This is a genomic window from Nocardiopsis potens DSM 45234 (assembly GCF_000341105.1).
Taxonomy (GTDB): domain Bacteria; phylum Actinomycetota; class Actinomycetes; order Streptosporangiales; family Streptosporangiaceae; genus Nocardiopsis_A; species Nocardiopsis_A potens.
Map to the genome: position 1 here is coordinate 40,268 of NZ_ANBB01000015.1, position 14,414 is coordinate 54,681.

Below are 14,414 nucleotides of genomic sequence, written 5' to 3' on the forward strand. Positions count from 1 at the left end.
ATCAGCCGGTGAGGGTGAGCTCGAAGGAGTAGCGCGAGGCGCGGTAGACGTGCGAGCCGGCCTCGATGACGCGGCCGGTGTCGTCGTAGGCGACCCGGTCCATGGTGAGCAGCGGCGCCCCGGGGACCTCGCCCAGGGCGCGGGCCTCGGCGGCGGTGGCGCCGCGGGCGCCGATGCTCTGCGAGGCGATCTTCACCGTCACCCCGCCGGCGCGCAGCAGCCGGTACAGGCCGGTCTCGGCGAGCCGCTCCGCGGTCAGGTCGACCAGGTCCAGCGGCAGGTGGTTGTGCATCAGCGCGAGCGGCTCGTCGCCGGCGTAGCGGAGCCGCTCCAGCGCGTAGACCTCGGTGCCCGGGTCCACTTCCAGCCGGTGCGCGACCGCCTCCGGGGCGGGGCGCACGCTCAGCCCGAGCACCTCGGTGCGCGGGCGCTGGCCCGCCTGGTCCAGGTCGTCGTAGAGGCTGGACAGCTCCACCGGGCGGCGCACCCGGGGGGTGGCGACCTGGGTGCCCACGCCCCGCTTGCGCACCAGCAGCCCCTGGTCGACCAGGTACTCGATGGCGCGGCGCAGCGTCGGGCGGGACAGCCCGAGCCGCCCGGCGAGCAGGATCTCGTTCTCCAGCCGGGTGCCCGGGGGCAGCTCGCCCTCGCGGATGCGGCGCTCCAGTTCCCGGGCGAGCTGGAAGTAGAGCGGGATCGGGCTGGTGCGGTCGAGCGGCACCGAAAGGGGCGTCTCAGCCACGGGACTCCTGTCGGCGGTGGTATCGGCCGGGTATCGGCGGTGGTGGGAGCGGGGCGGACGACGGAAGTCTACCGACCTGACATGTTGACCGGAGGTCATGAGGTAATCATGTCTAGACATACCGTTGACATCCGGTGCGGGCCCGGCGTAGAAATCAGGGCGGGGCGTGACCCGGGTCACGCCGCGCGCCGGCCCGGCGCCCGGACCGCCCCCGTTCGGACCCCTCGGCGGACGGAGGAGCGGCGGTGCGCATCGGACTCATCGGAACGGGGCGCATCGGCGCCGCACACGCGGCCGCCGCCGCGGACCTCCTCCCCGAGGGCGGTCGGCTGGTACTGGCCGACGCCGACCCCGGGCGGGCGCGGGAGACCGCGGCGCGCACCGGCGCCGAGGCCGCCGCGAGCCCGGGTGAACTCCTCGCCCCCGGCGCCGTCGACGCGCTGATCATCGCCGCCGCCACCGACGCCCACCCGGAGCTCCTGCTCGCCGGGATCCGGGCCGGCCTGCCGGTCTTCTGCGAGAAGCCGGTCGCCCGGGACGTGCCCCGCACCGTCGAGGTGCTGCGCGAGACCGAGCGGGCCGGAGCGCTGGTGCACATCGGCTTCATGCGCCGCTTCGACGCCGGCCACCGGCGGGCCAGGCGGGCGCTGGCCGCCGGCGAGCTCGGCGAACTGCACCGGGCGCACACCGTCACCTGCGACGCCGCCCCGCCGCCCGCCGAGTTCATCCGCACCTCCGGCGGGATCTTCCGCGACTGCCACGTGCACGACTTCGACGCGCTGCGCTGGATCACCGGCCGCGAGGCGGTCGAGGTGCACGCCTACGGGGCCAACCGGGGCGCCGCCCACTTCGCCGAGGCCGGCGACGCGGACACCACCGCCGCGGTGCTCCGGCTGGACGACGGCACCCTGGCCACCCTCCAGGGGTCCCGGTACAACGGAGCCGGGTACGACGTCCGCATGGAGTTCGCCGGGAGCCGCGCCACCATCGCCGTCGGGCTGGACGACCGGGCGCCGCTGCGCTCCGCCGAAGGGGCCGCCTTCCCCGCCGGCACCCCGCACCGGGGGTTCTGGCCCCGGTTCGAGGCCGCCTACCGGGCCGAGATCGCCGCGTTCCTGAAGGCCGCGGCCGAGGGCGGCCCGAGCCCGTGCACGGTCGCCGACGCGCTGGAGGCGATGCTGGTCGCCGAGGCCGCCGACCTGTCCGTGCGGGAGGGCCGCGCGGTCCTGGTGGACGAGGTCCGCGAGCGGGGAGGCGCCCGATGACCGCCGCGCCCGCGCTCGACGTGCTGACCATGGGCCGGGTCGGCGTGGACGTCTACCCCGACCAGGTCGGTGTCGGCCTGGACGAGGTCACCTCGTTCGGCAAGTACCTCGGCGGCAGCGCCACCAACGTGGCGGTCGCCGCCGCCCGGCTCGGCCGCTCGGCCGCCGTCGTCACCCGCACCGGCGCCGACCCGTTCGGCCGGTTCGTCCGCCGTGAGCTGCGCGGCTTCGGCGTCGACGACCGGTTCGTCGCCGAGGTCCCCGGCCGGCCCACCCCGGTCGCCTTCTGCGAGATCTTCCCGCCCGACCGCTTCCCGCTCTACTTCTACGGCCGCGACCCCAAGGCCGCCGACCTGGAGATCCGCGCCGAGGAGCTGGACCTGGACGCGATCGCCGCCGCCGGGGTCTTCTGGGCCACCGCCACCGGGCTGTGCGCCGAGCCCAGCCGCACCGCCACCCTGGCCGCGCTGCGCGCCCGCGGCCGCCGCGGCATCACCGTGCTCGACCTGGACTACCGGCCGATGTTCTGGGACTCCCCGGAGGAGGCCGGGCGCCGGGTGCGCGAGGCGCTGCCGCACGCCACCGCCGCCGTCGGCAACCTCGACGAGTGGGAGACCGCGGTGGGCGCCCGCGACCCGCACCGCGCCGCCCGGGCCGCCCGCGGGCTCGGCGTGCAGCTGTCCGTGGTCAAGCGGGGCCCGGACGGCGTGGTCGCACTGGACGGCACCGCCGCGGCCGAGGCGCCGCCGATCCCGGTGAAGACCGTCAACGGCCTGGGCGCGGGCGACGCGTTCGGCGGCGCGCTCTGCCACGGGCTGCTGTCCGGCTGGCCCCTCGGGCGCGCCGTGCGGTTCGCCAACGCGGCCGGCGCGATCGTCGCCTCCCGGCTGGCCTGCTCCGCGGCGATGCCGACCGGCGCCGAGGTCGAGGAGCTGCTCGGCGCGGAGGAGGGCCGATGAGGGTCCGCGAGGTGCGGGAGCTGGTCGAGACCCGGGTGCACGACCCCGGGGCCATCGCCGCGGCCGCCGCCCGGCGCACCCGGCCCGCCTCGCCGCTGGGCCCGCACGGCAAGGCGATGATCATCGCCGCCGACCACCCCGCCCGCGGCGCGCTGCGCGCCGGGGACCGGCCGATGGCCATGGCCGACCGGGCCGACCTGCTCGACCGGGTGCGCACCGCGCTGTCCCGCCCCGGCGTGACCGGGGTGCTGGCCGGCGCCGACGTCCTGGAGGACCTGCTGCTGCTGGGCGCGCTGGAGGGCAGGACCGCGATCGGCTCGATGAACCGCGGCGGCCTGGCCGGCGCCGCCTGGGAGATCGACGACCGGTTCACCGGCTACGACGCGGCCGGCATCGAGCGGATGCGCTTCGACGGCGGGAAGATGCTGCTCCGGCTGGACTACGCCGACGGCCGCACCGCCGGCACCCTGGAGGGCTGCGCCCGCGCCGCCGACGCGCTCAACGAGCGCCGGCTGATGGCCGTGATCGAGCCGTTCATCGCGCACGGCGGCGGCGGGGCGGTCCGCAACGACCTGTCCGCCGACGCGGTGGCGCGCTCCGCGGCCATCGCCTCCGGCATCGGCCGCACCACCGCCTACACCTGGCTGAAGCTGCCGGTGGTGCCGGGCATGGACCGGGTGCTGGCCGCCTCCACCCTGCCCGCGCTGCTGCTCGGCGGCGAACCGGACCGCGACCCCGGCGCCGCCTTCGCCCGCTGGGGCGAGGCGCTGCGGCTGCCCACCGCCAAGGGGCTGGCCGTCGGCCGGTCCCTGCTCTACCCGGCCGGCGGCGACGTCGCCGCCGCCGTCGACACCGCCGTGGGGCTGCTGTGAGCCCGCACCGCGAAGACCCGCACCGCCGCGAGCGGAAGGAGCCCCCCGGCCCGCGGCGGCCCCGCCATCGGCCGCGGAGGCGGTTCCGCCCCGGCGGCGAAGTCCCCGGCTCCGGGCCCGCGCCGCGGGAGGACGGAGCCGTCCCCGGCCCCGGCGGCCGGGGCGACCCAGGAGGTGCACGGTGAACAAGCACCACGTCCCGGCCCGCTCCACCGCGTCCGGCCCGTTCTCCACCGTCGTCACTCCCGAATCCGCGGGGTGGGGCCACGCCGGCCTGCGGGTGCTGGAACTGCCGCCGGGCGGGCGCGCCGAGGTCGCCACCGGCGGCGCGGAGACCCTGGTGCTGCCGCTGAGCGGCGCCTGCTCGGTGGAGTTCGAGGGGGAGCGGTACGCCCTGGAGGGCCGGCCCGACGTGTTCAGCCGGGTCACCGACTTCGCCTACCTCCCCCGCGACGCGGCGGCGACCGTCTCCAGCATCGACGGCGGCCGGTTCGCGCTGCCCTCGGCCCGCTGCGAGCGGAGGCTGCCGTTCCGCTACGGCCCCGCCGACGACGTCCCGGTGGAGCTGCGCGGCGCCGGCCGGTCCAGCAGGCAGGTGAACAACTTCTGCACCCCGGAGGCGTTCCACGCGGACCGGCTGATCGCCTGCGAGGTGCTCACCCCGGAGTCGAACTGGTCCTCCTACCCGCCGCACAAGCACGACGAGGCCACCGCCGCCGAGTGCGTGCTGGAGGAGATCTACTACTTCGAGGTCGCCCCCGGGCCCTCCGGCGCCGGCTTCGGCTACCAGCGGGTCTACGGCACCGCCGAGCGCCCCATCGACGTCTTCGCCGAGGTGCGCACCGGCGACGTGGTGACCGTCCCGCACGGCTGGCACGGCCCGTCCATGGCCGCCCCCGGCTACGACCTCTACTACCTCAACGTGATGGCCGGCCCCGGCGCCGAGCGGGCCTGGCGGATCTGCGACGACCCCGCGCACTCCTGGATCCGCGGGACCTGGGAGGGCCAGGGCACGGACCCGCGCCTGCCGATGTGCGGCGCGGCGGGGAAGGGAGGGTGACCGGGGTGGCGACGGTACGGCTGACCGCGGCCCAGGCGCTGGTGCGCTTCCTGGCCGCCCAGTACTCCGAGCGGGACGGCGAGGAGCAGCGGCTCGTCCCCGGGGTGTGGGGCATCTTCGGGCACGGCAACACCGCCGGGCTGGGCCAGGCGCTGCTGCAGGCCGCCACCTGCGGCGACGGCGCGGGCGGCCCGGTGGACCTGCCGTTCCTCCAGGCCCGCAACGAGCAGGCCATGGTGCACGCCGCCGCCGCGTTCGCCAAGATGCGCGACCGGCTGCAGGCCTACGCCTGCACCGCCTCCACCGGCCCCGGCTCCACCAACATGGTGACCGGCGCGGCGCTGGCCACCACCAACCGGCTCCCGGTGCTGCTGCTGCCCGGCGACATGTTCGCCGCCCGCCCCGCCGACCCGGTGCTGCAGCAGCTGGAGGACGCCCGCGCCGGCGACGCCACGGTCAACGACGCGCTCCGCCCGGTCTCCAAGTACTGGGACCGGATCACCCGGCCCGAGCAGCTGGTCCCGGCGGCGATGGCGGCGATGCGGGTGCTCACCGACCCGGCGGAGACCGGCGCCGTCACCCTCTGCCTGCCGCAGGACGTGCAGGCCGAGGCGTACGACTGGCCGGAGGCGTTCTTCCGCCGCCGCGTCTGGCACATCGACCGGCCCCGGCCGGACACCGCCGCGCTGGCCCGCGCCGCCGAGGTGCTGCGCGCGGCCCGCCGCCCGCTGATCGTGGCCGGCGGCGGCGCGGTCTACTCCCGGGCCACCGGGGAGCTGCGCGCCTTCGCCGAGGAGACCGGCATCCCGGTCGCCGACACCCACGCCGGCAAGGGCGCGGTGCCCTGGGACCACCCGTGCGCGGTCGGCGGCATCGGCGCCACCGGCACCGCGGCCGCCAACGCGCTGGCCCGCGAGGCCGACGCGGTGCTCGGCGTCGGCACCCGCTACAGCGACTTCACCACCGCCAGCCGCACCGCGTTCGCCGACCCCGGCGTCGCCTTCGTCAACCTCAACATCGCCCGGCCGGACGCGGCCAAGCACGCCGCGGTGCAGCTGGTCGCCGACGCCCGGGCCGGCCTCCAGGAGCTCCGCCGCGAACTGCGCGGATGGGAGGCCGACCCGGCCCACCGGGAGCGCGCCCGGGCGCTGGCCGCGGAGTGGGCGCGCACCGCCGACGCCTGCCGCGCCGCGCGGACCGGCGGCCCGCCCGCGCAGACCGCCGTGCTCGGCGTGCTCAACGACGTGCTGGACGACCGGGACGTGCTGGTCAACGCCGCCGGCAGCCTCCCCGGCGACCTGCAGATGCTCTGGCGCGCCCGGGACCCCAAGGCCTACCACGTCGAATACGCCTACTCCTGCATGGGCTACGAGATCGCGGCCGGGCTGGGCGCCAAGATGGCCGCCCCGGACCGGGAGGTCGTCGTCCTGGTCGGCGACGGCTCCTACCTGATGCTCGCCCAGGAGATCAGCACCATGGTCGCCGAGGGCGTCAAGGCGGTGATCGTGGTGCTGCAGAACCACGGGTACGCCTCGATCGGGTCGCTCTCCGAGAAGGTCGGCGCCCAGCGGTTCGGCACCGCCCACCGGTACCGCTCCGCCCGCACCGGCCTGCTCGACGGCGGCACGCTCCCGGTGGACCTGGCCGCCAACGCCGCCAGCCTCGGTGCGCGGGCGATCCGCGCCCGCGACCTCGGCGAACTGCGCGCCGGGATCGAGCGGGCCAAGGCCGCCGACACCGTCACCGTGGTGCACATCGAGACCGACCCCGAAGCCCCGGGGCCGCCGTCCAGCGGCTGGTGGGACGTCCCGGTCAGCGAGGTCTCCGAGCTGGAGAGCACCCGGGAGGCCCGCCGCGCCTACACCGAGCAGCGGCGCGCCCGGCGCCACCACCTCTGACCGGCAGCGCACCCCCTCCGGAAGGACGAAGGCATGAACCGGACGACGGAGAAGCTGGTCCTCGGCTCCGCCCCCGACTCCTGGGGGGTGTGGTTCGCCGAGGACGAGCGGCAGACGCCCTGGCACCGCTTCCTCGACGAACTGGCCGGCGCCGGCTACGGCTGGCTGGAGCTGGGCCCCTACGGCTACCTGCCCACCGACCCCGCCCGGCTCGCCGACGAGGTCGGCCGGCGCGGCCTGCGGGTCTCCGGCGGGACCGTCTTCGGCGACCTGCACAACGAGGGGGCCTGGGACGGCACGCTCGACCGGGTCCGCCGGGTCGCCGCGCTCACCCGCGCGATGGGCGCCCGGCACCTGGTCTTCATCCCGCCGATGTACCGGGACGAGCGGACCGGGGAGTTCACCGACGCCCCGCGGCTCGGCGACGGGCGGTGGCGGACCCTGCTGCGCAACGCGGACCGCCTGGGCCGGCTGCTGCGGGAGGAGTACGGGATCCGGCTCTGCCTGCACTCCCACGCCGACACCCACGTGCAGACCCAGGCCGAGATCGAGCGGTTCCTGGACGGCACCGACCCCGAGCACGTCTCGCTCTGCCTGGACACCGGGCACGTCGCCTACGGCGGCGGCGACGCCGTCGACCTGATCCGCCGCTACGCCGAGCGGATCGGGTACGTGCACATCAAGCAGATGGACCCGGAGGTGCTGCGGCAGAAGGACGAGGAGGGCCTCTCCTTCGGCGAGGCCGTCGAGCGCGGGGTGTGCGTGGAGCCCCCCGCCGGCGAGCCCGCCCCGGCCCGGGTGATCGCCGCCCTGGAGGAGGTCGACGCACGCGTCTTCGTCATCGTCGAGCAGGACCTCTACCCCTGCGACCCGGAGGTGCCGCTGCCCATCGCCGTACGCACCCGCGCCTACCTGGGCTCCTGCGGCCTGGGCGCCCGCGCCCGGGCCTGAGCCCGGCGCGCCGCCCGGCCCCGCCGGGGCCGCCCGAAAGCCGTCCGCCCGCGCGCACGGCCACCGCCGCCCGCCTCGGGAAGAGGCGGCGCTCCGAGGACCGACCACCCTCCCGAGGGAGGAGACGAATGCTCCGCAGACGACCCGCGCCCGCGCTCGCGGTCCTGGCGGCGGCCCTGGTGGCCGCGGCGGGCTGCAGTTCCCAGGGCGGCCGCCAGGCAGAGGAGGAGCGGGCCGCGGACGCGCCCGCGCTCACCATCGCGATGATCACCCACCAAGCGCCCGGGGACACCTTCTGGGACCTGGTGCGCAGCGGCGCCGAGGACGCGGCCGCCAAGAACGGCGCCACCCTGGAGTACTCCTCCGACCCCGAGGCCGCCAAGCAGGCCACGCTGATCCGCACCGCCATCGACAAGGACGTGGACGGCATCGCCGTCACCTTCGCCAAACCGGACGCACTGCAGGGCGCGGTCGACGAGGCGGCGGAGGCCGGCATCCCGGTGGTCGGCCTCAACTCCGGCATCGAGTACTGGCAGGAGGCCGGGCTGATCGAGTTCTTCGGGATGGAGGAGCGGCTGGCCGGCGAGGCGTTCGGCGACCGGCTCGACGAGGAGGGCGCGGAGAAGGCCCTCTGCGTCATCCACGAGCAGGGCAACGTCGGCCTGGAGGAGCGCTGCGAGGGCCTGGAGGAGGCGTTCGGCGGCGACGTGGACCGGCTCAACGTGGACGGCGCCAGCATGCCCGACGTGTCCTCCTCCATCACCTCCAGACTCCAGGAGGACGACGAGGTGGACTACGTCGCCACCCTGGGCGCCCCGTTCGCGATGACCGCGATCGACGCGGTCGCCGCGACCGGGTCGGAGGCCGCCGTCGCCACCTTCGACACCAACGAGGAGGCGATCCGGGCGATCGCCGACGGTGACCTGGAATGGGCCGTCGACCAGCAGCCCTACCTGCAGGGGTACATGGCCGTCGAAGGGCTGTGGCTGCACGTCGCCAACGGCAACACGCTGGGCGGCGGCACCCGGCCGGTGCTCACCGGGCCCAGCTTCATCGACGCCGGCAACGTCGACGAGGTGGCCGAGCACGCGGCCGGCGGGACCAGGTGAGGGGGATGGGACCCGCGCCCGCCCTGCCGGCCCCCGGCGCCTCGGAGAAGGAGCTCCGGGCCGGCCGGGTCCCGCCGCTGCGCAGGCTGGCCGCCCGCCCGGAGCTGGGCTCGCTGCTCGGCGCGGTGGTGCTGTTCGCGGTCTTCTTCGCCGCCGCCGAGCCGTTCCGCCAGGCCGGGTCGCTGGCCACGGTGCTCTACGCCGCCTCCACCATCGGCATCATGGCGGTGGGCGTGGCGCTGCTGATGATCGGCGGCGAGTTCGACCTGTCCGCCGGGGTGGCCGTGGTCACCGCCTCCCTGGCCACCGGCATGACCGCCTACCAGTTCAACCTCAACGTGTGGGCGGCCGCCGGGATCTCGCTGGCGCTGGCGCTGCTCATCGGCTTCCTCAACGGGCTGATCCTGGTCCGGACCGGGCTGCCCAGCTTCCTGGTCACCCTGTCGGTGTTCCTGATGCTGCAGGGGCTCAACATCGCGGTGACCAAGCTGGTCACCGGCAGCGTGTCCAGCCGCTCCATCGCCGACATGGACGGCTTCGACTCGGTGCGGGCGGTGTTCGCCTCCAGCGTCCCGGTGCTCGGCACCGAGGTGCGGATCACCGTGCTGTGGTGGCTGCTCTTCACCGCCCTGGCCACCTGGGTGCTGCTGCGCACCCGGGCCGGCAACTGGATCTACGCGGTGGGCGGCAGCGCGGACGGCGCCCGCGCGGTCGGCGTGCCGGTCGCCAAGGTCAAGATCGGCCTGTTCATGACGGTCGGGTTCTTCGCCTGGTTCAGCGGCATGCACCTGATCGCCGCCTCCGGCGGGGTGCAGCAGTCCGGCGAGGGCGTCGGCAACGAGCTGCTCTACATCATGGCGGCGGTGGTCGGCGGCTGCCTGCTCACCGGCGGCTACGGCACCGTCGTCGGCGCCGCGATCGGCGCGTTCATCTACGGCATGACCAAGCAGGGCATCGTCTACGCCGGCTGGGACAACAACTGGGTGATGTTCTTCGTCGGCGCCATGCTGCTGCTGGCGGTGGTGGTCAACAGCTGGTTCCGCAGCAGGGCCGGCGGCAGGAGGTGACCCGGTGACCGGAAACGACCGCGGAGCGGACCGCGCGGACGGGGCGGCGGCCCCGGACACCGCGCAGCCGGGCGGCGCGGCTCTGGACGGTGCGGAGCAGGGCGGCACGGAGCAGGGCGGCGCCGCGCCGCTGCTCCGGCTCATCGGGGCGGGCAAGGACTTCGGCAACATCCGGGCGCTGTCCGGGGTGGACCTGGAGGTGCACGCCGGCCGGGTCGGCTGCGTCCTGGGCGACAACGGCGCCGGCAAGTCCACCCTGATCAAGATCCTCGCCGGGCTGCACCGGCCGACCTCCGGCACCTACCTGGTGGACGGCGAACCGGTGGAGTTCTCCTCGCCGCGCGAGGCGCTGGACCGCGGCATCGCCACCGTCTACCAGGACCTGGCCCTGGTGCCGCTGATGCCGGTGTGGCGGAACTTCTTCCTCGGCTCGGAACCGCGGGCCGGCTTCTGGCCGCTCACCCGGCTCCGGGTGGCCGAGATGCGCGCCACCGCCGACGCCGAGCTGAAGAAGATGGGCATCGACCTGCCGGACATCGACGCGCCCGTGGCCGACCTGTCCGGCGGGCAGAAGCAGGTGGTGGCGATCGCCCGCGCGGTGTACTTCGGCGCCCGGGTGCTCATCCTGGACGAGCCCACCGCCGCGCTCGGCGTCAAGCAGTCCGGGGTGGTGCTCCGGTACGTGCGGGCCGCCCGGGACGCCGGGCTGGCGGTCGTGTTCATCACGCACAACCCGCACCACGCGCACATGGTCGGCGACCACTTCACCGTGCTGCGCCTGGGCGAGGTGGAGCTGGACGCGCCCCGCTCCGAGCTGGCCCTGGACGACCTCGTCCACCACATGGCGGGCGGCGCCGAACTGGACGCCCTGGAACACGAACTCGGCCGCTGACCCGTCTCACCCCCCACCCGCCCTCCCGATGATCTTGACGTTCCGGCCCTTTCCCGGTGAGTTGAAAGGGCCGGAACGTCAAGATCATCGCGGGGCGCCCCAAGGAGAGGAAGCACGGAATGCCCCTCAACGTCGGACTGGTCGGCGCCGGGATGATCGGCGCCGACCACGCCCGCAGGATCGCCGCCTCCGTCCCCGGTGCCCGGGTCGCCGCGGTGACCGACATCGACCCCGGCCGGGCCGCGGCGGTCGCCGCGTCCTGCGGGGCCCGCACCGCCGCCTCCGACCGCGAGGTGGTCGGCTCCGGCGAGGTCGACGCGGTGCTGGTCGCCTCCTGGGGGCCGGCGCACGCCGGGACGGTGTTGGCGGCCGTCGCCGCGGGCAAGCCGGTGTTCTGCGAGAAGCCGCTGGCCACCACCGCCGAGGACTGCCTGAAGATCATCGAGGCGGAGCGGGCGTCCGGTCGGCGCCTGGTGCAGGTCGGCTTCATGCGCCGCTACGACACCGGGTACCGGGCCCTCAAGCGGCTGGTCGGCGGGGGCAGGCTGGGCGAGCCGCTGATGGTGCACTGCGTGCACCGCAACGCCTCGGCGCCGGAGGAGTACCGGACCGAGATGGCGGTGCACGACACGGCGGTGCACGAGATGGACGCGGTGCGGTGGCTGCTGGACGACGAGATCGCCTCGGCGCAGGTGCTGTTCCCCAAGCGCACCCGGAACCGCTTCGAGCACCTGCAGGACCCGCAGTTCATGCTCTTCGGGATGGAATCGGGGGTCAGCGTCGACGTCGAGGTCTTCGTGAACTGCCGGTACGGCTACGAGATCCGGTGCGAGGTGGTGGGGGAGAGCGGGACGGCGGAGCTGCCGCCCCCGCCCGGCCCGGCGGTCCGCTCTGCGGCCCGGCTGAGCACGCCGGTCCTCCAGGACTGGAAGGACCGGTTCGCGGACGCCTACGACGCCGAGATCCGGGAGTGGGTCATGGCGGCGGCCGAGGGCACCGCCGCCGGCCCGAGCGCGTGGGACGGGTACGCGGCGGCGGTGGCCTGCGATGCGGCCGTCCGCTCCCAGCGGACCGGGGAGGCGGAGCCGACGGGCATCGGCCCCCGCCCGGACTTCTACGCCTGACGCCGGAGGGGCCTGACGGGCCTGACGGACCTAGAGCCGGTGCTCCCGGGCGGCGGTGACGAAGGCGGCCCACTCGGAGGAGGAGAGGAAGAGCGCGGCGGCATCCGGGTTCTTGGAGTCCCGGATGCCGTGCAGGACGGCGGCGGGGTGGGCGCCGACCTCGACGCATTCCCCGCTGCCGCCGCTGTAGGACGATTTGCGCCAGTCGAGTGCGACCTCGACGCAGTTCCCCTGGTCACCGGTGTAGCTGGACTTACGCCACGTGGGGGTCCACGGTTCCCCCTGGGGGGCGTTCGCAAGCTTCATTGGAGGTTCAGCTTTCCAGATCATGGACGCGGTTGAGGAAGAGCTCACGCGTGGGAGACGTATCAAGTGCGGCTGCGCGGAGACGGTTGAAGATCAGATCGTAGCGCTCTAGATCGGCGGGCTCATCCAGGAAGATGCTAACGGAGGCACCCTCTTGGTAGACGGTGGATAGGTCATCGGCCCCCAGAGACAGGATGACGAAGCTCGCGACGTCGAGAGCAGCATGGGCTCCGACGTTGAAAGGGAGTACCTGCATGGTCACACGAGGATGCTGAGAGACCTCATGCAGGTATTCGAGCTGCTTCCGCATGACCTGTGGTCCGCCTACAAGCTGGGTGAGCGCGGTCTCGCCGAGAATGCCCCAGAACGTCCCTTCGCTCTTCCACCACTTTTGCTGTCTTTCGAGGCGTACCTCAGTGAGCGCATCGACGACTTTTTGAGGCTCTCCGATCCTTGTGGCCTTAATGACCGAGCGCATGTACTCCTCGGTCTGGAACAGGCCGGGAATCAAGGTGCTCTGGTAGGAGGAGATGCTTGTCGCGGCCTCTTCCAGGCTGATGAAGGTCCCGTGGTACTGCTGAAGCTCGTACTCCTGCCACCAATTGGGCTTCTTCGCGTGGCTGCGTAGTTTGATGAGCTTGTTGAACGTCTCCTCATCCACTTCGTAGTGCTGTAGGAGGCGCTCCAAGGCGACAAGTCCGGGAACGCTGCCGTTTTCACCTGGGGTTTCCCAGCGGGCGAGGGAAGACGGGGCGACTCGCACCGCCTTGGCCACCGCATTGAAGCCTCGATCGCCCCTGAGGCGTCGCAGTCGCTTCGCAAGCTCCCAGCGGGCCACGGTCAATCGGTCTCCCATGCCCTGATCTCCCCCATCTATGTCAAAACTAGACAAGCTGACAATATTCGGGAACTTTCAATTGGGAGCTTGCATTTTATGAGTGGCCTGCTCCACACTGCAAGTGTGTCGCCTTTGAGGCCTCTACAGGGCCGATTCAGGGGCACGCAAAACGGCCCTGCCCAGGTGGTAGCGCACCTGGGAGGGCCTAGTCCCACCCGCCTGCTAACCCAGGGAGTAGAACCGTGTCCACATTAGTGCCACGTCCGTCCGCCGCGCACCCCGGAACCGGTTGGGGGCCCGCGTTCGCGCGGCTCGCCCTCGCCGGGACCCCCGGCTCCGCCGGGGAACTGCGAGTCTGGGCCGCACGATCGCTCTCCGCCTGCCCCCGCCCCTACCGCACCGACACCGACCTGCGGGAGCGGCTGGAACTGGTGGCCAGTGAATTCGCGTCCAACGCCGTCCGGCACTCCGCCTCCGGCCGGGACGGCGGGATCATGATCGCCGCCCTCTTCACCCCGCACGACCGGCTCGCCCTCCGCCTCTACGACGAGGGCCCCCGCCCCGGCACCCCGCGCACACCGCAACCACCGCCGTCCGTCCTGGACGACACCGCCCTGCTCGACTCCGAGGGCGGCCGGGGCCTCGCGCTCGTCGCGCTCGCCTCCGCCGCCTACGGCTTCACCGCCCCGCCCGAGCAGTCCGCCCACTCCGTCTGGGCCGAACTCGCCCCCGACGATGCCCCTCCCGCCGCCTCCGACCCGGCGGACGGCCCCGACACCCTGGGGCGGTGGTCCTGATGCGCCGACTCTCCTGGCGCCGCCCGCGCTCCCGGGTCCGCCGCTACACCCGCCCCGCCCCTGCGGCGGCCGTCGCCGGCCGGTGGCCGGTGATCCGCGCCGGCTACGGGAGCCCGCTCCCGCTCCGGCCGCTGTTCACCCCGCCGACGGTCCCCGCCTGATCCCGGCCGAAGCACGGTCCGCCCGCTCGGAGGGGGGGCGGGCGGACCGCCCTCTTGTGTCGATGTCGGGCGCGGCGTCTCGCGGAGTGAAGGTTCAAGCAGGCAGCGAAGGCGGCGGTGGGGACCGGCCGGCCGGTCGGGCGCGGCGCCCCGCGGGGCGGGGGTTCAAGTGGGCGGCGACGGCAGCGGTGGGGGCGGGGTGCAGGTGGTCGCCCGGGCGCGGCGCCCCACGGAGCGAAGGTTCAGGCGGGCAGCGACGGCAGGCAGGGGAACCGGCTGGTCGGTCGGGCGCGGCAGAGCAGGGCGGGAGTGGTCAGGGCGGGCCGGGGGCGGGATCGCCGTGCCCGCGTCGCTCCGGCGCCGAGGCCGGCCG

Annotated in this window: 15 protein-coding genes; 12 read left to right on the forward strand and 3 right to left on the reverse strand. The window is 74.4% G+C overall.

Going from position 1 to position 14,414, the window contains the following annotated elements; translation table 11 throughout:
* Nucleotide 1: 1 nt before the first annotated feature.
* Complete coding sequence (locus D459_RS0105905) at nt 2-742, reverse strand: GntR family transcriptional regulator (protein ID WP_026120089.1); 741 nt, start codon at nt 740-742, stop codon at nt 2-4.
* A 245-nt stretch (nt 743-987) separates the two neighbouring features.
* Between D459_RS0105905 and D459_RS0105910 the strand changes: the two genes are divergently transcribed.
* The 10 genes from D459_RS0105910 to D459_RS0105955 all read left to right on the forward strand — a co-directional run bounded on the left by D459_RS0105910 (nt 988) and on the right by D459_RS0105955 (nt 11,939).
* Entirely contained in the window at nt 988-2,007 is a 1,020-nt protein-coding gene (locus tag D459_RS0105910; protein WP_017592074.1) for a Gfo/Idh/MocA family protein, read from the forward strand.
* Entirely contained in the window at nt 2,004-2,966 is a 963-nt protein-coding gene (iolC, locus tag D459_RS0105915; protein ID WP_017592075.1) for a 5-dehydro-2-deoxygluconokinase, read from the forward strand. Before D459_RS0105910 ends, iolC begins: the two co-directional genes overlap by 4 nt.
* Nucleotides 2,963-3,838 carry a Cgl0159 family (beta/alpha)8-fold protein gene (locus tag D459_RS0105920; RefSeq protein ID WP_017592076.1) on the forward strand — a complete coding sequence of 292 codons (876 nt, stop codon included), beginning with the start codon at nt 2,963-2,965 and terminating at the stop codon, nt 3,836-3,838. Before iolC ends, D459_RS0105920 begins: the two co-directional genes overlap by 4 nt.
* A gap of 181 nt (nt 3,839-4,019) precedes the next feature.
* Nucleotides 4,020-4,898 carry a 5-deoxy-glucuronate isomerase gene (gene iolB / locus D459_RS0105925; RefSeq protein WP_017592077.1) on the forward strand — a complete coding sequence of 293 codons (879 nt, stop codon included), beginning with the start codon at nt 4,020-4,022 and terminating at the stop codon, nt 4,896-4,898.
* The gene (gene iolD / locus D459_RS0105930; protein ID WP_020380070.1) at nt 4,895-6,796 is read left to right on the forward strand and encodes a 3D-(3,5/4)-trihydroxycyclohexane-1,2-dione acylhydrolase (decyclizing); all 1,902 of its coding nucleotides are present in this window, start codon (nt 4,895-4,897) and stop codon (nt 6,794-6,796) included. Before iolB ends, iolD begins: the two co-directional genes overlap by 4 nt.
* A gap of 33 nt (nt 6,797-6,829) precedes the next feature.
* Nucleotides 6,830-7,747 carry a TIM barrel protein gene (locus D459_RS0105935; RefSeq protein ID WP_017592079.1) on the forward strand — a complete coding sequence of 306 codons (918 nt, stop codon included), beginning with the start codon at nt 6,830-6,832 and terminating at the stop codon, nt 7,745-7,747.
* Between the two features lie 128 nt (nt 7,748-7,875).
* On the forward strand, nt 7,876-8,856 hold the full coding sequence (locus tag D459_RS0105940; RefSeq protein WP_017592080.1) for a substrate-binding domain-containing protein: 981 nt from the start codon (nt 7,876-7,878) through the stop codon (nt 8,854-8,856).
* Between the two features lie 5 nt (nt 8,857-8,861).
* Entirely contained in the window at nt 8,862-9,923 is a 1,062-nt protein-coding gene (locus tag D459_RS0105945) for an ABC transporter permease (protein WP_017592081.1), read from the forward strand.
* Nucleotides 9,924-10,005: 82 nt separating this feature from the next.
* Complete coding sequence (locus D459_RS30880) at nt 10,006-10,815, forward strand: ATP-binding cassette domain-containing protein (RefSeq protein ID WP_051065328.1); 810 nt, start codon at nt 10,006-10,008, stop codon at nt 10,813-10,815.
* 119 nt (nt 10,816-10,934) lie between these two features.
* On the forward strand, nt 10,935-11,939 hold the full coding sequence (locus D459_RS0105955; RefSeq protein WP_017592083.1) for a Gfo/Idh/MocA family oxidoreductase: 1,005 nt from the start codon (nt 10,935-10,937) through the stop codon (nt 11,937-11,939).
* 30 nt (nt 11,940-11,969) lie between these two features.
* Here D459_RS0105955 and D459_RS30885 read toward each other — a convergent pair whose 3' ends face one another.
* Both D459_RS30885 and D459_RS0105965 read right to left on the reverse strand, forming a co-directional pair.
* On the reverse strand, nt 11,970-12,245 hold the full coding sequence (locus tag D459_RS30885) for a DUF397 domain-containing protein (RefSeq protein ID WP_017592084.1): 276 nt from the start codon (nt 12,243-12,245) through the stop codon (nt 11,970-11,972).
* Nucleotides 12,246-12,252: 7 nt separating this feature from the next.
* Nucleotides 12,253-13,101, reverse strand: a complete 849-nt coding sequence (locus D459_RS0105965; RefSeq protein ID WP_040709356.1) for a DUF5753 domain-containing protein — start codon at nt 13,099-13,101, stop codon at nt 12,253-12,255.
* 236 nt (nt 13,102-13,337) lie between these two features.
* Here D459_RS0105965 and D459_RS35310 point away from each other — a divergent pair, with 236 nt between their 5' ends.
* The gene (locus D459_RS35310; RefSeq protein ID WP_017592086.1) at nt 13,338-13,880 is read left to right on the forward strand and encodes an ATP-binding protein; all 543 of its coding nucleotides are present in this window, start codon (nt 13,338-13,340) and stop codon (nt 13,878-13,880) included.
* Nucleotides 13,880-14,041 (forward strand): hypothetical protein, encoded by a 162-nt coding sequence (locus D459_RS35795; protein WP_161634158.1) that lies wholly within the window; start codon nt 13,880-13,882, stop codon nt 14,039-14,041. Before D459_RS35310 ends, D459_RS35795 begins: the two co-directional genes overlap by 1 nt.
* Nucleotides 14,042-14,414 lie beyond the last annotated feature (373 nt).